General features: G+C 58.5%; 19 protein-coding genes. 10 read left to right on the top strand and 9 right to left on the bottom strand.

The annotated features are described in order from the left end of the window. The first annotated feature begins 36 nt into the window (after positions 1–36). Positions 37–843, top strand: a complete 807-nt coding sequence (locus HUU60_01455) for a hypothetical protein (protein NUL81372.1) — start codon at positions 37–39, stop codon at positions 841–843. Here HUU60_01455 and pyrF read toward each other — a convergent pair. Together pyrF and trxB are read right to left on the bottom strand one after the other, a co-directional pair. Beyond that, positions 840–1,478 carry an orotidine-5'-phosphate decarboxylase gene (gene pyrF / locus HUU60_01450; protein ID NUL81371.1) on the bottom strand — a complete coding sequence of 213 codons (639 nt, stop codon included), beginning with the start codon at positions 1,476–1,478 and terminating at the stop codon, positions 840–842. The two genes, HUU60_01455 and pyrF, sit on opposite strands and share 4 nt — an antisense overlap. Further along, positions 1,475–2,407 (bottom strand): thioredoxin-disulfide reductase, encoded by a 933-nt coding sequence (gene trxB / locus HUU60_01445; GenBank protein NUL81370.1) that lies wholly within the window; start codon positions 2,405–2,407, stop codon positions 1,475–1,477. Before trxB ends, pyrF begins: the two co-directional genes overlap by 4 nt. Positions 2,408–2,451: 44 nt before the next feature. Here trxB and HUU60_01440 point away from each other — a divergent pair, with 44 nt between their 5' ends. The 3 genes from HUU60_01440 (at position 2,452) to HUU60_01430 (ending at position 5,376) form a co-directional block, all read left to right on the top strand. Continuing rightward, positions 2,452–2,925: a hypothetical protein gene (locus HUU60_01440; GenBank protein ID NUL81369.1), complete on the top strand. Its 474-nt coding sequence runs from the start codon at positions 2,452–2,454 to the stop codon at positions 2,923–2,925. Beyond that, a complete protein-coding gene (locus tag HUU60_01435) occupies positions 2,922–3,353 on the top strand; it encodes an NUDIX hydrolase (GenBank protein NUL81368.1) in 432 nt (143 codons plus the stop codon). The genes HUU60_01440 and HUU60_01435 overlap by 4 nt, the downstream gene beginning before the upstream one ends. Positions 3,354–3,465: 112 nt before the next feature. Further along, positions 3,466–5,376, top strand: coding sequence for an O-antigen ligase family protein (locus HUU60_01430; protein ID NUL81367.1), 1,911 nt, complete (start codon positions 3,466–3,468; stop codon positions 5,374–5,376). Here the strand turns inward: HUU60_01430 and HUU60_01425 are convergent. Then, positions 5,361–7,055 (bottom strand): hypothetical protein, encoded by a 1,695-nt coding sequence (locus tag HUU60_01425; protein ID NUL81366.1) that lies wholly within the window; start codon positions 7,053–7,055, stop codon positions 5,361–5,363. The two genes, HUU60_01430 and HUU60_01425, sit on opposite strands and share 16 nt — an antisense overlap. Positions 7,056–7,097: 42 nt before the next feature. Then, positions 7,098–7,865: a 5'/3'-nucleotidase SurE gene (surE, locus tag HUU60_01420; protein ID NUL81365.1), complete on the bottom strand. Its 768-nt coding sequence runs from the start codon at positions 7,863–7,865 to the stop codon at positions 7,098–7,100. 53 nt (positions 7,866–7,918) lie between these two features. Between surE and HUU60_01415 the strand changes: the two genes are divergently transcribed. From HUU60_01415 to HUU60_01405, 3 genes are read left to right on the top strand one after another with little or no spacing between them, the layout of a single operon-like run. Beyond that, positions 7,919–9,265 (top strand): PAS domain-containing protein, encoded by a 1,347-nt coding sequence (locus tag HUU60_01415; GenBank protein NUL81364.1) that lies wholly within the window; start codon positions 7,919–7,921, stop codon positions 9,263–9,265. A 5-nt stretch (positions 9,266–9,270) separates the two neighbouring features. Then, positions 9,271–10,116: a hypothetical protein gene (locus HUU60_01410; GenBank protein NUL81363.1), complete on the top strand. Its 846-nt coding sequence runs from the start codon at positions 9,271–9,273 to the stop codon at positions 10,114–10,116. Next, complete coding sequence (locus HUU60_01405) at positions 10,116–10,868, top strand: class I SAM-dependent methyltransferase (protein NUL81362.1); 753 nt, start codon at positions 10,116–10,118, stop codon at positions 10,866–10,868. Before HUU60_01410 ends, HUU60_01405 begins: the two co-directional genes overlap by 1 nt. Here the strand turns inward: HUU60_01405 and HUU60_01400 are convergent. Genes HUU60_01400 through HUU60_01390 form a run of 3 tightly spaced genes read right to left on the bottom strand, consistent with a single transcriptional unit; the run spans position 10,865 to position 13,050 of the window. Beyond that, positions 10,865–11,422 (bottom strand): DinB family protein, encoded by a 558-nt coding sequence (locus HUU60_01400; protein ID NUL81361.1) that lies wholly within the window; start codon positions 11,420–11,422, stop codon positions 10,865–10,867. The genes HUU60_01405 and HUU60_01400 overlap by 4 nt on opposite strands. Then, on the bottom strand, positions 11,419–11,895 hold the full coding sequence (gene msrA / locus HUU60_01395; GenBank protein ID NUL81360.1) for a peptide-methionine (S)-S-oxide reductase MsrA: 477 nt from the start codon (positions 11,893–11,895) through the stop codon (positions 11,419–11,421). Before msrA ends, HUU60_01400 begins: the two co-directional genes overlap by 4 nt. An 18-nt stretch (positions 11,896–11,913) precedes the next feature. Beyond that, positions 11,914–13,050, bottom strand: a complete 1,137-nt coding sequence (locus tag HUU60_01390) for a purple acid phosphatase (protein NUL81359.1) — start codon at positions 13,048–13,050, stop codon at positions 11,914–11,916. Between the two features lie 86 nt (positions 13,051–13,136). On the opposite strand from HUU60_01390, the gene HUU60_01385 reads away from it, so the two are divergent. Together HUU60_01385 and arsM are read left to right on the top strand one after the other, a co-directional pair. Further along, positions 13,137–13,451: a helix-turn-helix transcriptional regulator gene (locus HUU60_01385; GenBank protein NUL81358.1), complete on the top strand. Its 315-nt coding sequence runs from the start codon at positions 13,137–13,139 to the stop codon at positions 13,449–13,451. After that, a complete protein-coding gene (gene arsM / locus HUU60_01380) occupies positions 13,442–14,257 on the top strand; it encodes an arsenite methyltransferase (GenBank protein ID NUL81357.1) in 816 nt (271 codons plus the stop codon). The genes HUU60_01385 and arsM overlap by 10 nt, the downstream gene beginning before the upstream one ends. Before the next feature lie 39 nt (positions 14,258–14,296). Here the strand turns inward: arsM and HUU60_01375 are convergent, their stop codons facing one another. Beyond that, a complete protein-coding gene (locus HUU60_01375; GenBank protein ID NUL81356.1) occupies positions 14,297–15,931 on the bottom strand; it encodes a DUF3466 family protein in 1,635 nt (544 codons plus the stop codon). Between the two features lie 248 nt (positions 15,932–16,179). Between HUU60_01375 and HUU60_01370 the strand changes: the two genes are divergently transcribed. Further along, positions 16,180–20,055, top strand: coding sequence for a PD40 domain-containing protein (locus HUU60_01370; GenBank protein NUL81355.1), 3,876 nt, complete (start codon positions 16,180–16,182; stop codon positions 20,053–20,055). A 2-nt stretch (positions 20,056–20,057) separates the two neighbouring features. Here HUU60_01370 and HUU60_01365 read toward each other — a convergent pair whose 3' ends face one another. Continuing rightward, entirely contained in the window at positions 20,058–21,134 is a 1,077-nt protein-coding gene (locus HUU60_01365; protein NUL81354.1) for a Gfo/Idh/MocA family oxidoreductase, read from the bottom strand. Positions 21,135–21,812: the final 678 nt, after the last annotated feature.

Below are 21,812 nucleotides of genomic sequence, written 5' to 3'. Positions count from 1 at the left end.
TGTGCATCAGCCGTTTTCTCGCGCGGGGCGCTGAGCTTGCTCGCGATCGCTGTCGTTTCCGTCGGTATTGCCCAGGTTTCTCGCGGTTATCAGCCTGCGATGCTCTGGCTTCCGATCCAGTTTGTGGCCGTGCCGGCTATGCCTGTTCAGACCGATGGACTGACCACCGGCGCGGGCTATGGGCCTATCTCCATGCGCGAGGCCGATCGAGCCGTCGCTTACGCAAAGGCCCGCGACTCGGCTTACGCTCAGGCGCTCGCCAACTTAACCATCTCGGTGCAAGGCGTCGAGGTTTCCCATCAGTTGAGCGTCAACGACTATGGGTCCCCGTCCAAATCGACCACCATCGCGACCAATGGGCGCCTTGACAACGTTACCATGATCTCCGAACGGGTTGTTACCCTTGCGGGCTCGCCCGCCGTCGAGATCGTCCTCGGAGCCAGAAGCGCGTCTTCGCCCGCAGCGGTCAAAGCGCCCGAACCGCCGCGCCAGTCGGTCCCCAATGGCTACACGTCGGTCATTATCGATTGCCGCGGACAAGGATTGCAGCCGATGATGAGCCCGAAAATCTTCGCTTCGAACGGCGATGAGATATGGGGCACAATGAACGTCGATCCCGAGTTCGTCATTGCGCACGGGATCGCCGCCTATGCACGTTCGATGGCTGAAGCCAAGGCTCTCTCTCGGGCAGGCGCAAACCCGCTCGTCCTAAGGGCGGTCGGCACAGTCGGCAAGAGCCGAGGCAGCGCCGTGCTCTCCAACACCGATGCGAGACTGTTGATGGCGGCAGACCAGTCGTCGGGCTTCCTGCAAGCTTGCCGAGTGATCTTTGTGATCGACTAATCGAACGAGGCCAATGCGCGGCCTATCACTAGGTAGTCCGCGCCAGCCTCGAGCGCTTCTTCCGGCGTCGCCGCCCGTTGCTGATCGTGGCGGGCGGCTCCGGCTGGACGAATGCCAGGCGTTACGATCAAGAAGCCGTCCGGCGCTATCCGCCGTATTGCCTTAGCTTCGTGGGGAGAGGCTACAATCCCGTCCATCCCGCACTCGATCGCCAACTCCGCCAGCCGCAGCGCCTGATCCATCGCCGAAGCCCCTGCGCCGACGCGCGAGAGCATCGCATCGTCAAGGCTGGTTAAGACCGTAACAGCGACCAGCAACACCTTCTCGACCGCATCTCTGGCCGCTTTCATCATCTCGCTTCCGCCCGAAGCGTGAAGCGTGGTCATCCAAGCGCCGCGACGATCGATAGCCCGAGCCGCAATGGCTACCGAGTTCGGGATGTCGTGCAGTTTCATGTCCACAAACACGCGCCCGGCTCCCAGCGCGGCGATCGCCTCCAACCCGTGTGTCAGCACAATCCCGCCGCCGATCTTAAAGCCGCATCCTTTGTCCGAATAGCGACCGACAATCCCCTTTGCTTCGTCTATGCTCTCTGTATCGATAGCGGCAATCACCCGTCTCCAATCCAAATTCACTCTTGGGCCTCCAGCCACCGCTCCGCATCGATCGCCGCCATGCAGCCGGTTCCCGCCGCGGTTACCGCCTGTCGATAGATCCGATCGGTCGCATCGCCGCAGGCGAATATGCCCGGTATCTTCGTCTTCGTCCCATCGTGCACGACGATGTAGCCCAAATCGTCCCGATCGAGCCAGTCCGCAAAGACCTGTGTGTTCGGCTCGTGCCCGATAGCGACAAAGACGCCGTCGATCGCCATCTCGCGCTCCGCGCCCGTGTTCACATCTCTCAGAACAACCCCGGTTACCTTGCCCGCCTCTACATCCTTGATGTCGCTCAGCGCCGTGTTCCATATAAACTCGATCTTGGGATTCTTGAAAGCCCGCTCCTGCATGATCTTGGAAGCGCGCAGCGTATCCCGTCGATGCACCACATAGACCTTCTCTGCATGGCGAGTCAGGTAGGTCGCCTCCTCCATCGCGGTATCGCCGCCGCCCACCACGATCACGTTCTTGCCCCGAAAGAAAAACCCATCGCAAGTGGCGCACGCCGAAACCCCGCGGCCGCCCAACAGCTCTTCAGCCTTCAGGCCGATCCACTTGGCCGATGCTCCGGTTGCGACGATCACTGTGCGCGAACGATGCGTCTCGCCGGAGACGGTCTTAACTGTATACGGCGCGTCAGAGAAATCGACCTCGTTGACGTGCTGTTGCAATACGATCGCTCCAAACCGCTCGGCCTGTTTTCTAAAGTCGTCCATCATCGCCGGTCCCATCACCCCGTCTGGATAGCCCGGATAGTTTTCAACGTCTGTCGTTATCATCAACTGCCCGCCCGGCTGATGTCCGGCCAATACGACCGGCTTCAACCCGGCGCGCCCTGCGTATAGCGCCGCTGTATAGCCCGCCGGACCAGACCCTATGATCAGAACCTCATGTATCTCGCTCAACGAGTCGACCTCCGATGCTGTTTTCCTGAGTCTACCAGCCGCCTATGAAAGGTAGAATAAAATTGATGGAAGCCGACGCGATGATGGCCGCCAAGCCCTTTCCACGACGCGCTGCGCTGTTGTTTCTGCTCTTTCTGACGCTGGCGGTCTTCTTCTCCATCAACTATCGGATCGTCGTCGTCAATGGGCACTCAATGGAGCCGACCTATCGGAACAAGGAGATGCTCATCATCACCCACGCCTACTGGATGTATGGCCCCTTGCGCAGAGACGACGTGGTGATGATCAAGCACGACGGCGAACTCTTGCTGAAGCGCATTGCCGCGCTCCCAGGCGAGATCGTGCCTATAGAAGCATTGCCGCACTATATGGCGCACGGCTTCGAGGTGCCGCAAGGCCATGTCTGGGTTACGGGCGACAATCGTTTCAACTCGGAGGACAGCCGTAGTTTCGGCGCTCTCCCGCTTCGAGAGATTCTCGGCAAAACGCCCTATCCAAGGCCGCGCCCCCAACAATGAACGAAGCGACTTGGGAAGGCCAGCCGCTCCGATTCGAATTCGAGCTCTCATCAACCCCTACGCACGCTTTGGCGGCGATCATCGATCAAGACAGGCTATTGCTGGCCAACATCCCAAACAGGGGCTGGTGCTGCCCGAGCGGCAAGATAGAACCCGGCGAGACGCCCGAACAGACCGCAAAGCGAGAGGCATACGAAGAAACCGGCGCGATCATTGAGATAGTTCGCCGCCTCGGCGCGTTCGCATTGCCCAACGTCGCGATGCCGACGTTTCTCGCTCGCTGTCTGACGCTTGTCGATCTTCCTCCGTCGTCTGAATCGACCGACCGAAAGTGGATCGACCGCTCTGACCTCCCAACCGTCTACTGCGACTGGAATCCCCTGTTCCAACGCTTCTTTGACTATGCCTTCGAACGATCGCATCTCTAAGCAAGGCCCCCTTCTCGCCGCTGTCCTTCTTTGCGTCGCGATCTTTTTCGCGCCCAAACTAGGCGGACAGCTCTTCAATATCAGCCGACCGTTCAGCGAGGATTCAAGCCTTTTGACGTTGCTCTGGTCGGGCGATCTGCCGATTCTCGGACTCGCGATTCTCGCAATGCTCGCGCTGGGCGCCTGGCTAGTTGCATGGGCGAGCGCGCCGGTCGCCCGGCTCCCGATTAAAGGCTTCATCCTGACGTGGGCCGCCGCTCTCTTTTGGCTCGGAGCAACGTCTCTCTTTTCAAGTTACTTTGCGTCCGGCTCGCTGCGATTTGCCGTCTGGGTCGTTGCGACCATAGCGCTGATGACCGTAACCATGATCTCTGGCCGTGGAAGGATGGCGATCATGGTCGCCTTGGCCATTGTAGGCGCAGGCACGTACGAATCGCTCTATGTCGTCTCCGACCAGATCGTCCGCAAAGCGACGGGCCAACCGGACTGGCGCTCGTTCGGGAGTTTCTTCAACCCCGACTTCCTGGCCGGGTATCTCTGCATGACTATTCCTCTGACCGCCGGCCTAATCCTCCACTGGTCTCGAAAGACCATCCATCCTGTGGCGTTGGGAGGCCTGGCGGTCGCCTTGGCGCTGCAATTCGCGTCCCTGCTCTATACCCAATCGCGCCTAGGTCTCTGGATCGCTTCCCTTGCGCTGCTGGTTCTGCTGGCGTGGAGCTTCAAGTTCCTCAACCGCCGCGCTGTTCTCACCTTCGCGTTTACAGTTATGCTGGCGGTACCGATTGTGCTCACTTCTGGACAGGCCGTTCAACGAGCCACCGGACAAACGATCGCTCAAGAATCTCACTCCGGCGCTTTTCGACTCTCTACGTGGAAGGGCGCGATCCGCATGGCGCAAGCCGCGCCCCTCACGGGCTTCGGCCTGGCTTCGTTCGAACATGTTTACCCGCGATATGCCGAGACCGGATTCACCAAACTAGCTCACAATAGCTACCTCGACATCGCGACCGAATCTGGAGTTCCGGCTTTGGCGCTGCTTCTGATCGCAGCCCTTGTTTGGCTCGCGAGAGTTGCCAGATCGGAGACCTCGCCCACAGCCGATAACGATCTCAGACCGCTCCGTATTGCGGTCTTCTGCGCCGTCCTTGCTGCGTTTATGCGCAATTTTATCGATTCCGATATCGCCGCGCCCGCCAACCTGATCACTTTGGCCGCACTCTTGGGTCTGGGCCTATCCATTGCGATCGATGGCGTTGTGCCTGTGCCCGCCCCGTTGTTGCCGCGCATAGCGGCCCCAACTTTGTTGCTCCTAGGCTCGGCCGTCTGGCTCCTGCAGGCCTCTTACGCCGAACGCATGACTCGCGAGGCCGAACGCTGGATGCGAGTCGATCCCTACGCATCCGTTAACGCGCTCGAAGGGAGTTTCAACGCGACCGAATCCTCGCCTTCGAGCCTTCTGCTGTACGCCACTGCCCTCGGCGCAATAGGCCGCTACGAAGACGCCGAACGAGCGCTGAAGTCCGCCATCCAAATCGAACCCTCCACCAAAGCGTGGTACCGTCTGGGCAACCTCTATGAACGCATGGGAAAGCCCGCCGAAGAGGCTTGGAAGAAAGCGCTCGAATACGATCCCCGCAACCTGCCAGCGATGCTTAAACTCGCAAAGAGCGACCCGACCTACTATCGGCGCATCGCCGAGATCGAGAACTCTCCCTACGCTCAAATCCTCGCCACGCCCGAGATTGTCGAAACCGCCTACGCCTTCGCCAATTTGGAATTGGCCAAAGCCGACCCTGACCAAGCCAAGGCTCGACTTGAAAAAGCCTTGGCTACTTTCGAGCGATACCGAACGACCACGCACCCCATTCGGCAGGTTGTGCCCGGCAACAGCCCAGAGAGAGATCGAGAGATCTTGGCAGCCCACATCGAGACGTTACAGAGACTCGCGACCGTAGAGCCTGAACGCAAAGACGAGCGTCTCAAGCGCGTCCTCGAGCTTCAAAATCAGGCCGCAGACTGACTCGCCGCAACGGATTGCAGCGATATCCGCAACGGTTGACCCGCCTTTAGATCGAACTGAAAGACCGAAAATTCTCGTCCAAACCGTTTCTGTTGCTGGGCCGTTAGCGTTCGGTGTCCCATTTGCCCCTGCACCGGCGTTGGCGCAAAGATCATGACCGCAACATCGTCCGCCTCGACTTCTGAGCCGACCGTCAGTTCCGACTTTTCTAACCCGAACTCGATCCCTCTCCGTGCCTCTTCCCAACGCAACAAATCCGCCGGAGTCATCCACTCCATCCCCTTCAATCGCCCGTGATTGACAATTCGGCGAATCTCTTCGGCGCTCTTCGAATGAGCGCAGATGGAGGGACGCGCCGAAATGTGCGCAATGCCTTCGTGCTCCAAACAAGCATCGATCGTCCTGTATGCGATGGAGAACGGCACGCTATCGCCAATGTTAGAGGCGGTCAAGGGCAAAGCATAAACCTTCGTCATTCGACCGTTGCGAGTTGTCGACCGCGACAGCCGACATGACCCGAAAGCGAAGCCCGAAGTCCCTCCATAGTAGCCGCCCCTTCCCAAATCCAATCTAAATCGCATCTTATCGAACAGCGCCGTCTGATCCAGATGACCGAGAGAGCGCAGGCCGACCGTGCGCGCTCCCAACAGTTCGGGCTGCCCCGCCGACCGCCGCAAGTGCTCGCGCTGCACGTGCAGCCCGGGCTCGCCGATGCCTCCCGGATGGTCTAAATCGTACAGCAAAGATACGTCGTGATCGCGCCGAATCAGATCGCGGTAGATGTTTAGCGACATCCCCGGCGGAGCAATGCACCACGAAGCCCGTGCCCCCACCAAACTTAATAGATGCAGACAAAGCAAAACCGCCTCTGGCCCTTCGCCCTGGCAATCCAGCGAGAGCGATCCGACAGCATCCAGATTCCTTGGATACCGCCATATCATAGGCAACGCGCCGCCGCGCTTGTCAACCACATGGAGCACAGCCTTTAGAAGCGCGTCCTTCCACAAATCCGCTACTGGCAAGCCGAACATAGGGGGATCGCCGCCATCCCGATCAAAAACCCAATCGAGCACGATGCCATCGTCCATTCGCACCACGCCGTCCTCGACATTCGCCGAGCCATCGCCAGGATTTGTCCCGTCCTCGATCGTCCAGGCGCCTTGCTGAATGCGCTGAACGCTCCGGCACACATCGACTGCAAAGAGAACCGCCCCGCCCTTGTCCCATTCTCGAAACGTAATCCCAGAGACGCCCGTCGCCGACTGATGACGATCCAGCACGGTCGCTAATTCGGTTGCATCGGTCGCACGCACCGCCTCGCCGCCAAAGAACTTCAACGCGGAGTCGCCAAAGGCGCCCGCCGAGACATAGCCGTCCCCCAACCCAGAACCGCTGCCCTCCACTCCGAACAGGCCCTCGCAGCCGCATGCCGACCCGACCGAAATCCAGTAACCCCCTCGCCTCATAAACTCCGCAATCGCCGCGCGCTCGAAATCGGCCAATGCCCTATAACCCGCCGTAATCAGCAAGTCCAGATTCCTCAGCTGAGCGGTCAACTGCTCCGGTATAAAGACATGAGCGGGAACGCCCCAAGATTCAACGATCTCGGCCAAATAGATCGACTTGTCGTTGAACGCGCAGACGCCCAACCGCTGCCACTTGATCTGACTTTCCGACATGGCTATAGTCTATTGTCGGCTTTTGTGCTTCCAATGGCCACGTTATGGCTGCTTCAATCGCTCAGAGATCGGCTCGATCAGTTCGTAGAACGTCAGATCGAGATGCGCCGGGGTGATCGCCACATACCCATGCCTGACCGCATGAACATCCGTGCCCGGCTGGTCGTAGTCTTCGATCACGTTCCCCTGCATCCAATAGTAAGGACTGCCGCGCGGATCTGTGCGCTCCTCGATACGATCCGAGTATTGACGCCGACCCTGTGCGACAACGCTATACCCGCGCACCTCGCTAAGCGGCAGATTCGGCGCGTTGACGTTCAAGAAGGAATGCGGCGGCAACGGATGCTCTCTCAAGAGCTCGGCGACGCGAACGGCGGCGGCGGCCGCTGTCTCGTACCGAAGCTCCTCCCCCTCCTCCTCGTACGCCAGCGAAATCGCAAACGACCGCTTGCCATGAACGGCGCCTTCGATCGCTGCCGACACCGTTCCCGAATAAGTCAAGTCCCACCCCAAGTTCGCCCCATCGTTGATGCCCGACACGACTAAATCCACGCCTTCGCGACACAGAACGTCCAATCCGAGCGTAACGCAATCGGTCGGCGTGCCATTGGTCGCATAGCCCCAGCTGCCGTCGCTAAACTGGTATCGAGTCGCCCTCAACGGTTTGTGAAGCGTTATCGAATGACCGCTAGCGCTCCGGGGTCTGTCTGGAGCCACGACCGTAACCTCGCCGACCTGCCGAAGAGCCTGCTGCAAGCAAAAAATACCCGGCGATTGAATGCCGTCGTCGTTGGTGATCAGAATCCGCATCTCAGTTCAATTTCGACGCTCGCATGGTCGCTCCTTGCATAGGTATAATGGCTATGATGGCGACAGCCGACTCGCCCTTCTCCTCTATGTTAGACCGGTATGCCCCGCTTGTAGCCTTGGCCGACGCCAACGATAGCCCAATACTCATTCTTGCTTCCAACGGCGAGGAACTCTATGCCAACGCCGCCTATCGAAGCATAAACGTCCCGCACGATCAGCAGCGTTCAATCGTCTTTGAGAACGACGAGATCAAGGTCGCGCGAGTCTTCCTGCCCAAAGACCCTGGCCGAATAGCCGCAGAGATCATGCTTGAAATCGCCGAGAACCTCCCTATCATGGTGTGGCTGCGAGACTTTGAGACGAACGAGGTGCTCTTCATCAACCGGGCCTACGAGAAGATTTGGGGCCGATCGAGAGAAAGCCTGTATAAAGAACCCGACTCGTTCATCGATGCAATCCTGCCTGAAGATCGCCGCTACCTGGATCAAGTCAGAAAGAAACACGGAGAGGGCGTGCCCACTTCGGCTCGGTACCGCATTCGGAGACCGGACGGCGATATCCGCTGGATTTCGGCCCGAAGCGCGCCTGTATTTGACGCCGACGGAAAACAATACCGGCGGGCGGGCATTGCCGAGGATGTAACCGAACAGACTCTATTGCAATCCCGCACCGCCGACATTCAGCGATTGGAAAGCCTGGGTCGATTGGCGGGCGGAGTCGCACACGACTTCAACAACCTCCTCACCGCAGTGATCGGATATGTCGAAATGGCGCTCGAAAAACTGCCCAAGGAGGCCGACGCGCGCGCCTATCTCGAAAACGTTCTCACCGCTTCCGACCGTGCGACAGCCTTGATCAAGCAGATGCTCGCCTATGCTAGGCGTCAACCCATTCGCTACGAATCGATCGACCTCAACGAGACTATTCGACGAGCCGAGCCGCTCCTTCGAGGCGCGCTGGGAAAGAATATCGAACTGGATACCAACCTGCACCCGTCCTTACAGAACATCCGAGCCGACGAATCGCAAATTCAACAGGTGCTGCTCAACCTCGCCTCTAATTCCCGCGACGCTATGCCCAATGGCGGACGAGTAACCATTGAGACCAAGCCGTTCGAAGTAGCATCGACCACGCTGATAGGGTTTCACGAACTGAGGCCCGGCTCGTATGCGCTCTTGACCTTTAGCGACAATGGCCCTGGCATGTCGCAAGACAACCTGCGCCGCGCGACCGAGCCGTTTTTCACCACCAAAGAACCGGGCATTGGCACAGGGCTGGGTCTCTCCACCTGCGAAGGCATCCTGCTTCAGTCCGGCGGCGTTCTAGACATCGAGACCGAACCGGGCCAAGGCGCGCGTGTGCTAACCTACTGGAAATCCTATCAAGAATCTATCGACTGACCTGAATGAGTTCTAAGCACGATCCGACCAGCAGGCGCCAGTTCCTGACCCAAGGCTTCCGTTCTCTCGCGCGGGCAGGCTTTGGAGGCTTCGCCGAACGGCTCGAAAACGCCTTTAAGTCGGTAACCGAGCCCGCGACGCCGAGAATACTGCGCAGCGAAATCCTGACCTCCGCCCACTGCTTTGGCAATCGCATCCACCGAGGAGAATTCAACCTTGATCGCCTCGTCGAACATTTGCGAGAGATCGGCGCGCAAGGCCTCGAAATGAGCGACGCCTACCTCCGAACATCGTCTCACGATGAAATCGAGGCGCTTCGCATGGCGCTCTTCCGCAACGAACTGCACATGAGCGCGATGGAAGTAACTCAGGATTTCGACATCGCCGACGAAGCCATTCGCACCCAGCGCGCAAACGACGCTGCTCGAAGAATTGAGATTTACAGCCTGGCGCCCTTCTCTGTAGCGCGCATCGTAGGTCCTGGGAGCCAGATTTCGCTTGTTGATTACAAAGAGTGCCTGCGATCGCTCTATGCCGCGTCCAAAGCGACTGGCGTAAGAATCGCCATAGAGGTCGATCCGTCCAACTGCGACGAACTCCTGAGCCTTATCGATCCGGCCAACCCCCAGCTCCTCGGCATCGCCTTTGCCGATGCGATCGACTGGGACCGAAGCTTCGAACGCCTGTTCCACGTGCGCCTTGGCCTTGAATCTCGCGATACTATCGAAACGGCGCGGCGACTGCGCGAACGCGGCTACGCCGGCCCGATCTCTCTCATCTGTCAAGAAGAGAACGCCGACCAGCTCCCAGACCTGATCGCAGAACTGAAAACCCTCGAAACGTCAGAATAATGGACGACGCGCCCTTTAAAGCCATCGCGCCCTACTACGACCAACTGATGGACGGCATTCCCTACCTGTGGTGGTATACCTACCTGGTTACCCTGCTCGATTGCCACGACGCAGCGCCCGAACGAGTGCTGGAGCTTGGTTGTGGCACCGGGAATCTGACCGAGTATTTCTGCCTTAACGAATACGATGTTACGGGCGTGGACATCTCCTCTGAGATGATCGAGATCGCCAAGAACAAAGCCAGAGCCGGCGGGCTGGCGATCGACTACTATGCTCAAGACGCTGCCGAACTGTGCCTCGACGCTAAGTTCGACCTGGTATTCAGCGTGTTCGATAGCCTGAACAACATCACTGAGCCGGACCGCATGGCACAATGCTTTGCAAGAGTCGCCCAACACCTCTCGAGCAACGGTCTCTTTATCTTTGACCTGAACACAGAACTGGCCTTTGCGCGAAAGATGTTCGACCAGCGATATCGCCGCAAGGAGGCCAAGGTCCGATACGACTGGAGAAGCGCCTACGACCGTAAAACGCGCCTTTGCCGTATTCAGATGAAATTCACCGTGAAGAACGAGCGAAACGAGGACGTCGACTTTGAGGAAACCCACATCCAGCGCGCCTACTCTGACGATGAAATCAACCGATTCCTAAACGACGCTGGTTTCCACGAGATCGCCAGTTACGACGCCTACTCGCTCAGACGACCGAACAAACGATCGGACCGAGTCTTCTACGTTGCACGAAAGCCCTAAGCGCTCGGGAAGTCGGACAACTTGAGAATCTCCCTGGCCTGCTGGATGTGATACTGCTCGTGCCCAATGATCGAAAGAAACCAGGCGCCCAATTTAATCTTGACAAGTTTGGACACAGGCGATGGACAGTTGATCCTGTTCAAATCAACGCCGTCCGCTCCTTTCGCCGTCTCGACGATCAATGTCTGAAGCTGTAGGAACCTCTCAACCTGATTGGGCAGTTCGCCTTCGTCCGGTATATAGAGTTTGGGCACGGAGACCTTGAAGATTGGCTTGGGGCTGGTAATGCGAGCGAATAGCCAGTCGCTGAAGCCCAGTTTCGTTGGCTTGTCGCTCAGCTTGCCCTCTCGACGCCCCGTCTCCGCCGCTTCGCTTAACATGGGACAAACCAGCGCCGAGACCTTGTTCAAGTGATTGAAACATTGATTGATCGACCAGGCCTCTGGGTCGCGCTTCCAATTCAGCTGCTGGTCCGACAAGTCGCCAAACTCCATCTTAACATCGTCCGCAATCGCCTGTAGCGAGGCGATCCGTTGCTCGATCTCGGAATTCACAGTTGAACGTGGCAGCCCGTAACGCCGTTTTTCTCAAAATAGCGCTGGTGATACTCTTCGGCGGGCCAAAACTCGCTCGCTTCCACAATTTGCGTAACGATCGGGCGAGAGAACTTCTCTGCCCAGCGTTCTTTCGACGCTTCCGCCAATCCTCTCTGCTGATCGCTGTGATAGAAAATCGCGCTTCGATACTGCGTGCCGACGTCTGCGCCTTGCCTGTTGACTTGCGTCGGATCGTGAATCTGCCAAAAAGCGTTCAGAAGATCGTCATAGCTCACAACTTCTGGATCAAACTCGACTTTTACAGCCTCGGCATGTCCGGTGGCGCCGCTACAAACCTCTCTGTAGCTTGGATTGTCCGTATGCCCGCCCGTATAGCCGCACGCCGCATCGACCACGCCCTCGATCTGTCGGAAAGCGTGCTCGACTCCCCAAAAACAACCCGCCGCAAACGTTGCAATCTCTCGTGCCATAGAATGTAGAATACCCCGCTAACGATCGATGAAGAACCGGTCGATCGGCTCGCCCGCCAGTCCTTTCGCTTCCACACTGATCCGGCTCGGCGTTACCTCGCACCTTAGATAGCCGTATCCCCTGTGGCGAACTGCGGAAACGGCCGGCTGTTCGGGCACAAAGTTGTAAAGCGATTGTCCGCCGCCGCCCTGAATAACGTAGACCGTGCCATTCCCGGACCGAAACCGCTCCGGACCCTTCTGCGTTATCTCGCCCCCTCTTAGCGGGTACATTCGTTCGTAAACATGATCGTGCCCGCTTAAGAACAGGTCGACTCGATGCTTGTCGATCAACGGCACGACCCGCTCGATCAAACCGGCGTTGTTGCCTCGCCGCTCTGTCGATCCATACGGCGGATGATGATCGAACACAATGATCCAACGGACTCTCCGATCGCGCTTTGCCCTATCCAACGTCTCGTCCAACCACTTTAGCTGCTCCTCGTTGCGATAATCGTCCGAATTGAACGCCACAAATCGCGCCGTCCCATAGTCGAACGCATACCGCGTCTCGTCTCCCGGCATGGCCAAACGCGCCAAACTGGCGACATAGCCGATCCGCTCCTCGCCGATGCGCTCGTTCTCATGATTGCCCAAAGCGACCATCACTGGGATGTTGGCCGCCATCGGCTCAAGCATCTCGTAATAGCGATCCCATATCGGCTGATTGCCGTTCGCATACGATAGATCGCCCAACATCAGATGAAACGCAGGCGCCTCTCGAATCACGTTCTCTACATTGCGTCGAGATTCCGCCTTGATTCCATGGTCGCCAAACGCCGTAAAAGTAAACCGATCCGTCCGATCCGGCGCTGTGCGAAAAGAGAACGTCTGGCTCATTCCGCCGATCCGATCGCCAACCTGATAGTAGTAGGTCGTTCCGGGCTTCAAGCCGATCAGCCGAACTTCATGGATAACGCCCGTCTCCTGCGCGTACCGCACCCGGCGACCAAACGCCCGATTGCCCAAGCGCCGCGTCGTCCCATACAGCACGAGATGCGTTTCCGTATCGTCTACGGTCTGCCAGACAATGCTCATCTTTGTCTTTGGATCGTCTCCAAAAGCAATTCGGACTTGTCTGGGCTCGGCGCTGCCCGGTTGACGCTTGACAATCATTTCGCCAATTTCGACCTACACATCCTCCAATCCTGTCGGAGGCTTGACATTTCGACAATTCTCGAATTGTGTGGTATAATAGCCCCATGGACGAAAACAGACTGGCCGAACGGTTCAAAGCCTTAGGCGATCCGACGCGCCTCAAGATCATTGGCTGCCTGGGATGTTGCGACCTTGAAATCGAGGACGGGACATCGGTTACCGACATCTGTTGCTTCCTGTATGGAACCGAGCAGATCCCGTCCAAGGTCAGCTTTCACCTTAAGGAACTGAAGAACGCTGGCCTGGTTACCGTCCGCAAAGAGGGACGCCGATCAATCTACTGCTTAAACCGAGACGCGATAGCCGAGCTGTCGGCAGCCCTTAAACTCGTTGAATGCAACGAAGGAGAATGCAAGTGAATGCAGACCAGTTGGTAGAAGCGATCCAAAAAGAGTACGGCGCCCAGGCAAAACGCGCCGCCGAAGGCGGGCGCGCCTGTTGCGGCACGGGCGAGACCGTGTCCGACATCGCGCTCTATGACGAAGCACAGCGCGGCGAACTGCCCGTAGGCGCGGCCTTGGCCTCGCTGGGTTGTGGCAACCCGACCGCCCTGGCCGAACTGAAGCCCGGCGAGACCGTGCTCGACCTGGGCAGTGGCGGCGGCATAGACGTGCTTCTATCGGCCAAGCGAGTCGGCCCGACCGGCTATGCTTACGGCCTCGACATGACCGACGAGATGCTGGAACTGGCCGAGCGAAATCGACAAGAGGCCGGCCTTGACAATGTGAAGTTCCTCAAGGGACGCATCGAGGAAGTTCCTCTGCGCGACGACACAGTCGACGTGGTGATCTCTAACTGCGTGATCAACCTGTCGGTCGACAAGGAACTGGCGCTTCGAGAGGCCTTCCGCGTGCTCAAGCCCGGCGGTCGCTTCGCCGTGTCCGACATCGTGTTGGACGGCGAACTTCCCCAAGCAGTCAGCCAAGACCTATTGGCCTACATCGGCTGCGTTGCCGGGGCTCTCCCCATCCCAACCTTCAAGCAGCTGCTTGAGAAAGTCGGCTTTGCCAATGTCGAGATCGTGCCTGTCAAACGGTACACGATCGAAGATGCAGGGTCGTGCGGCTTGGAAGAGCTGATCCAGTCCAAACTCTCGCCAGAGGAAGCCGCCCAGATCGACGGCAAGATCGTTAGCGCCTTCGTGCGGGCGACCAAACCTGTCTAAAAACAATGGGAGGCGCTATACGCGCCTCCCGTCCCAATCCTACGGCACTGGCGTCAACAGATAGGCCTTCGTAACGCCGCCCACAGAGCCGACGCCCACAATCTGACCGTTCTCGTTGATCGCCGTCGCCTGTTGAAGCGTCCAGCCGCCCAGATTGATGACCAGATTGTTCAGATTCACAATGCCAACCTTGCGATTGCCAACAAAGGCCCGCAGTTGATCGGGGCCGACGGTCGTGGAAGAACCGACGATCTCGCCTTTGCTGTTGAGACTGTTGGCGACGCTAAACGTGCCGGTTCCCAAAGCGCCAAGGTTGTGCATAGTTCCGCTTGACCAGAGAAAGGCGCGAAACTGGCCGTCCGCGTTCTGCGCCTGACCGACCACCTGTCCGACATTGTTAATGCCGCGCGCAGAGGAGGCGATCCCGCCCAACGCGCCTAGATTCGTCATCGTCCCCGTCGTCCCGTTCGGCGTGCTGGGAGTCCATAAATAGGCGCGTTGAACGTTGGCCGGATTCGTAGAACTTCCAACCACCTGCCCGCCATCATTGATCGCCCGCGCCTCGCTCTTCGTGTCGCCGGGCAAAGCGTCTAAGTCGGTTATGGCGCCATTGATCCACATTGCGGCGAATCGAAATCCGGTCGCGCGCTCGGCATCGCCGACTATCTGCCCCGAGGCGTTGATGTCGAACCCAGACGAGTTGGTGCCGCCCAGCGTGCCCAAATTGGTCATCGTGTTGTTCTGGTAGCGAAACGCCTTTGCCTCAATGCCAACGTCCGCTGCTGTGCCTGTGATAACTCCATTGTCATTGATGCCAAACGCGCGGCTAAAGTCGCCGCCCAGCGTGCCCAAATCCGTCATCGTCCCATCGTGACGAAAGGCCTTCGGAAACGGACCGACGTTCGATTCGCCGACGACCACTCCGGACGAATTGACATCGTGCGCCGCTGAGACGGTTTCGAACGCGCCCAAATCGGTCAGCGAGTAGGCGTTGGGCAACGGCCTGAACACGTGCAATGGCGCGTTAGGACTTGTGATTCCGTCCACTCGCGCGTTGATCATCGTCATGCCGGCGTTCGTGCCTCGCACCTGTCCTTGAACGATATCCACATTGTCAAATCCGCCCGCCTCGCTGTAAAAAATCGATCCTTCGCTAACGGCCACCACGTTGTTGCCCGAATCCCGACAAGACACCAGCGGGCTGATCTGCTGGCCCACATCGATCATCTGGTCGGCAACGACGCTTACCGAAGCGATCCTTCCGGTCGCGGCGACGTTCGGCACGCCCGAACCGTCAGAGGCAATCGTCGCCTGCGCAGCCGCTGTGCCGACTTCGTTGCCGCCGCCGGTCGCCTGAGAGAAAAACGTAACGGTCATGTTCCACGTGCCCACTCGTGCCTGATCGGGAGTCGTGTAAGCGACCGTGTGTTCGGCCAAATTGCTCGTATCTCGATTGACGATGAACGAAAGGTCTGTGCCGTCCGGCTTGGCGCCTGCCAGCACAAATCGAGCCGACAGCGCCGACGACAAGCCCGTTATCGCACGGCTCCGTTCTGGCCATGTTATGCTGAAGTTAACCGTCGTAGTAGCGGGCGGCGTCGTCCCGCCTCCGCCTCCGCATCCGACCAAACCGACTAATGCCGTCAAAGATAGCAATCCGATAAAGTTTCTCACAGTCTCACCGCCTGAAAGTATTTGTGCGCTTTCCTTGCGCCAACCCCTTAAGAATAGCACACGCACCGGCTAGGCGTAAACCATCGCGCCTGTTACAACTATCGGCATGCGCCCGCTTTGCCTTGAATCGACGCTTAAGTACAGATTCCGTTTCAATTCGCAAATCCGTGGAACAAATCCGTTGATCGAGCATTTTTCAGGTTATAATTCAGTTAAGAAACTGACAAGGACAGCCCATGGGAGGGCGCATGAAATTGCTATCCGTTGCACTTGCCGTCTTGCTTCCGACAATCCTCTTCTCACAATGCCGAACGGTCGATCTGTTGTCTTATGCCAACCGACCGATCGCCAACCAGGACAGCATCTTCCCAAGCGTCAGCGAGGACGGTCGTTACGTCGCCTTTGCGACAATGGCCAACAATCTCCTACCGAACGACACAAACTCCCACATGGACGTCTATGTTTACGATCGGCAGACCGACCAGTACGAACTGATCTCTGTCGGCACAAGCGGCATCGCTGGCATAGATGCCTCGGGAGAGGGCGGCGTCGTCATCAGCCCCGACGGGCGATTCGTCGCATTCACCTCTAAAGCCGCGAACATCAACAACAGCAGCACCTGGCCGTTTGAGGGCGTCTTCCTAAGAGACCGACAAACCGCACAAACCTTCACCGTCTCCAAACCCATGACCGGCGGCGTTCCCAACGGTCTGTCTCGTATGCCCGACATCGCGGTAACCGACCAGTTCATCTATGTCTCTTTCGTTACCGAAGCAGAGAATATGATCCCTGGAGACGGCGACGGCTTCCGAGACGTCTTCGTCACCCAGATGATCGCTAACGGATCGATCGTATCCGTCTCCAAAGTCTCTGTGGGCACCTTTGGAATGCCCGGCGACGCGCCCAACGGCGACGGCACGATGGGCGCCTACCCCAGCATCTCCTCCGACGGCCGCTACATCGCCTTCGTCTCCTTTGCGAACAACTTCGATCCTGCGGCGGCCGACGGGTCTGCAGACGTCTTTATCATCGACCGAGACAGCGACGAAGATAGCAACTTCAGTTCTCCGGGCTTTCTGACGACCCATGTTTCCAAATCGTGGGTCGGAACCAATGCAGTCCAACCCTGCCGCATGTTCCGGCGCGCCATGTCGCGCGATGCCCGCATGATCGTCTTTGACACCGTCGCCCAAATGAGTCAGAACGACGGCAACGGCCATAGCGATGTCTACGTGCGAGACCGGTTGGCCAACATGACTCGCCTTGTTTCCGGCAACACTTCGGGCGTCGCCGGCAACAATGTCAGTCAATATGGAACCATCAGCGGCGACGGTCGGTTCGTCTCCTTTGCCTCAACCGCCAGCGACCTCATCGCAAACGACCTCAACGGCAAGCGCGACATCTTCCGTACCGACCTCATGGGCGACGAGAATCCGGATGCAACTCGCGTCGTCAGCCGCTCGAGCGCAGGCGCCCTAGCCAACAACGACTCTTCTCAAATGCCTGGACAGGAGCTCATTGGCATCTCTGAAGACGGCCGATATACGGCCTTCTCCAGCCTTGCCAACAACCTTGTGGCAGGCGATACCAATAACGTCGCCGACCTTTTTCTTCGAGACGAATCGAACGAGCGCAGACCGCAGACCTTCTCCGTTACGGTGCGCCCGCGCAACCAAGGAACTGTCGGTTCCACCCAGCCATCGGCCAACCTGGACGGCGCCGTCGTGGCCTTTGTCAGCTACGACCAACTGCTGCCCGAGGACACCAACCAATTTGCCGATGTCTACATCCGTGGTCCATTCGGCCTCGAACTCGTATCCAAAAGCCAGGCAGGGGTCGTCGGCAACGGCCACTCTTTCGAGCCTTCGATCGACGACGCAGGACGATACATCGCTTTTACGTCCAGCGCTACCAATCTAACCACCTTCGGAGACACCAACAATGCCACTGACGTCTTCATAAAGGATCGCGTCTCTGGCCAAGTCCAATGGTGCTCTCGCACATCGGGCGGAGTACAAGGCAACGGCGACTCCTCCAACCCGTCGATGAGCGGAAACTCACAGTTCGTTGCCTTTGCATCCGCCGCCAGCAACCTAACCGCCGGCGATACGAACGCTTTCTCCGACATCTTTCGATTCAACCGAACGGCAAACGTCATCGAGATGATCAGCTCTCGGGCTGCTCCCAGAGTAGGCGATTCTTTCTCGCCCAGCGCCTCGAACGACGGCAACACCATTGCATTCGCCTCCGATGCGCCCATAGCGGTCGACGACAACAACAACATGACGGACATCTATGTCTACGTGCACGGCGGCGGCGGCACCGTTACCCTCGCTTCTCGGACGAACGGCGGCGGAATTGCCAACCTCCACAGTTACAACCCATCGATCAGCGGAGACGGGCGCTATGTGGCGTTCGAGAGCGAAGCCTCGAACTTGACCGTCAACGATAACGACAACATTCAGGATATCTTCGTTCGCGATCGAACGCTTAACACAACGACGCTGATCTCCATTAACCAGCTCGGAGCCAAGCCTTCTATCGGCCCTGTGGTCAACATTGATGGCACGAGGGTACCGACCGGCGAGAGCGGCAACCCCTCCATCAGCAACAACGGGCGCTATGTCGCCTTCTCCGCCAACGCCGACAACTGGGTGCACGGTCTTTTTGCAGGAGGCTCTATCCAGGTCTTTGTCAAAGATCGGAACACCGGCAACATCTTCCTGGCCTCGGCAAACGCCCAAGGCCACACGGGCGAAGGCCAGTCCGATATGCCCAGCATCTCTCGCAACGGCGGCTTCGTCGCCTTCCAGTCCGATGCTGTCAACTTAGTGGAAGGCGACTGGAACGATTCGACCGACATCTTCGTCGCCAAGATCTGCTGCTCTCCATTTGGCAACATAAACGGCGATAACATCGTTGACGACCTCGATCTCGCTCTTTTGCTCGAACAGTTCGGACAAAACCAGTTCGACGTCGGTTGGCTGTTCGGCGACATTAACTTTGACCGAATCGTGGACGATGTGGACCTCGCCATCGTTCTGACTGCCTTCGGCGACATCTGCAGCGCGTTCGAACCCGAAATGGCGCCTCCCGTCAAGCGATTTGAAGGGCCCACTGTACAGGAGATTCTCGAAAAGCAACAGGCCGAACTGAGCGCCTTGCCACTGGCGGGCGGCGAGCCGAGAGAATACGCCGGCCCGAACCTGTGGGAAACACCGTGGGACGATGACGCGGGCATCATGGCGGGCGCGCGCAGTCTGCAAGGCGGGTTTGCCACGCCCAGCCGCATGTTCGGAATTCCCAGCCTCTTGGCCTTCGATCCAAGGGGAGCCTTCAACTGGATATTCAGATGCGGACCGTTCGGCAGCGAAATCAACCTCAATGCGGCCGTCAAGGTTGACGGCTATGTGCTGAACCAACAGTTCAGCGCGCTCGACATCCAAGGCAACGCCGTATGGAACGGAAGCGGCATCAATGCGACGTTAACGGGCAAAGCGCTTGGCTTCAACCTGTTCAGCCCTGTAACCTACTCAGCATCGGGCGCCGGATCCCACACCATTCCCTTCAGCAACTTGAACTGGGCAAAACAGTTCAAGTACAAATTCATGGTGGGGATCGTTCCGATCCAAGTCATCATCAACCTGAACGCCAATCTCTCGCCAAGCCTGATCTTGGCTTATCAGAGTTCGCCGAACCTGCGCGTTTCGGCCACGTTGCGGGCCGATAGCCATGTTTCGGCCAGCATCTCGGTCGCGGTGGCCTTCGCCTTCGTCTGTTCGATCAGCGCGGGCGCGGGCGGCAACGTAGACATCCTCAAAAATCGCGTCGAAAGCACAGCGGCTTTAGAGATTGTCCCCGGCGCGACCTGCGGCTGCACGACCTTTGCCGCTTGCTGCGCCAGAGCGACCTGGGACACGACCTATCAAGACTTGGGCAGCCTCGGCGGACACTTCTATGTTTTCGCAGAAACCTGCTGCTTCATCAAGAGCGGCAGTAAATGCGGGTTCCTAAAGCGCAAAAAGCGTTGGCAAAATAACTTCTGGAGTTGGCAAGGCTTCAACTCGCCCGCGGTGAGCCTGGTCGGCGGTCCGTTGGCAGTCGGCTACTGCATCAACAAGTAGCCTTAGCCAAGCCACAGATCTATGGGCCGTTCAAAGGCCGGCGGATCGTAAGGCCATTCGATTCGTCGGCCCTCTCGTGCCGACTGATACGCCGCCACAATGATCTTCAACACCTCGCGGCCATCTTCGCCGGTAACGATCGGCTCTTCCAGACCCCGGACGCACCTCGCAAAGTGGCTCATCTCCTGAGGAAAACCGTAGTTCCAGGCCTCCTCATAGATAGCGAACGTCCAGCCTTGCGTCCGTCCAGCCTTCTCGACCGCATAGTCGTACCCAACCTCGCTAAAGGTCAAGATCGAACTGCCTCGCAACAGATCGGCTCGCAAGTTGCCTTTCGAGCCATAAATCTCGACCCGGTCGTCCACGCCGCCCGGTTTCGCCCAACTGTTTTCGGCCACCGACACCGCGCCGTTCTCATACTCGATGACCACGATCGAATGGTCGTCGCCCCGAGTCTTTTCTCGATGGACATAAATACCCAGCGTTGCGCTGACCGATTTGACCCTTGGCCGCCCCAACGCCCACCGGCCATATTCGATCGAATGGCAGCCCATGTCCATCAAAACCCCTCCGCCCGAACGCGAGACGTCCCAAAACCAAGGCTCGTGCGGGCCATCGTGCTCCTCCCACTGCTTGACCAAAAAGACGTCCCCCAACGCCCCCGAATCGGCCAGCTGCTTTGCACGGACGTACTTGGGCGCGAACAGGAGTTCCTCGGCATAGAAAAGGTGTTTCTTCGCATTCTTCCCGGCTTCGATCATCTGATCGGCCTGCGACAGGTTCAGCGCCAGCGGCTTCTCGCATACGACGTGCTTGCCCGCAGCGAACGCATCGACGGCCATCTGGCAATGCAGATCGTTGGGCACAGCCAAGAGCACGATCTCGACCTGCGGCAGTTCGATCAGACTGCGATAATCGGTAAAGGCATGGGGGATGCTGTGCTCTTTTGCAAACCGCTCGGCCTTGGTCGGCGAGGCGACCGCGACGATCTCGATCTCTGGCGCGTGCTTTCGGATGCTCTCTGCATGAATGCTCGCCACAAACCCCGACCCGACAATCCCCAACCGCGCCTTATCCATCGCTATTTCGTTCGCCCTGTTAGCCGGTCGTCCTATGCTCTTTGCGCCCTTTGCGCGAAAGTGCACCGTTGGAACCTCCCGCCTGGCCCCGTCTCGAAAAGTACCGCCGGCGTCCCCGCCGGCCTCCCCAAGTACCGCCGGCGTCCCCGCCAGCCCCGTCTCGAAAAGTACCGCCGGCGTCCCCGCCAGCCCCGTCTCGAAAAGTACCGCCGGCGTCCCCGCCGGCCCCGTCTCGAAAAGTACCGCCGGCGTCCCCGCCTGGCCTCCCCGCCGGCCTCCCCAAGTACCGCCGGCGTCCCCGCCTGGCTCCGTCTCGAAAAGTACCGCCGGCGTCCCCGCCGGCCTCCCCAAGTACCGCCGGCGTCCCCGCCGGCCCCCCCAAGTACCGCCGGCTTGCCGGCCCCCCCAAGTACCGCCGGCGTCCACGCCGGCCTCCCCAAGTACCGCTGGCGTCCACGCCGGCCCCGTTCGCCTGTACAGGGTTCGATTCGTACTCAATTTTGTGCTACATTTTCGAAGATTCCCGTTCGCGCATGATGGTAGACCCTCCGCGCCCGCAGATGCGGAAGGATTAGATCGCTCTTCCCCCTAAAATCGAAGATTTTGGGGGGAAGATACAGAAGGGGGGCTAAACCTTGCGCATGAGACCGATTCGGGCTATACGGACAGAACCCAAGC

The organism is Armatimonadota bacterium (genome assembly GCA_013359125.1).
Taxonomy (GTDB): domain Bacteria; phylum Armatimonadota; class Fimbriimonadia; order Fimbriimonadales; family GBS-DC; genus JABWCR01.
Note: the sequence above shows the minus strand (reverse complement) of the source record. Positions and strands in the feature narration are given on the sequence as shown.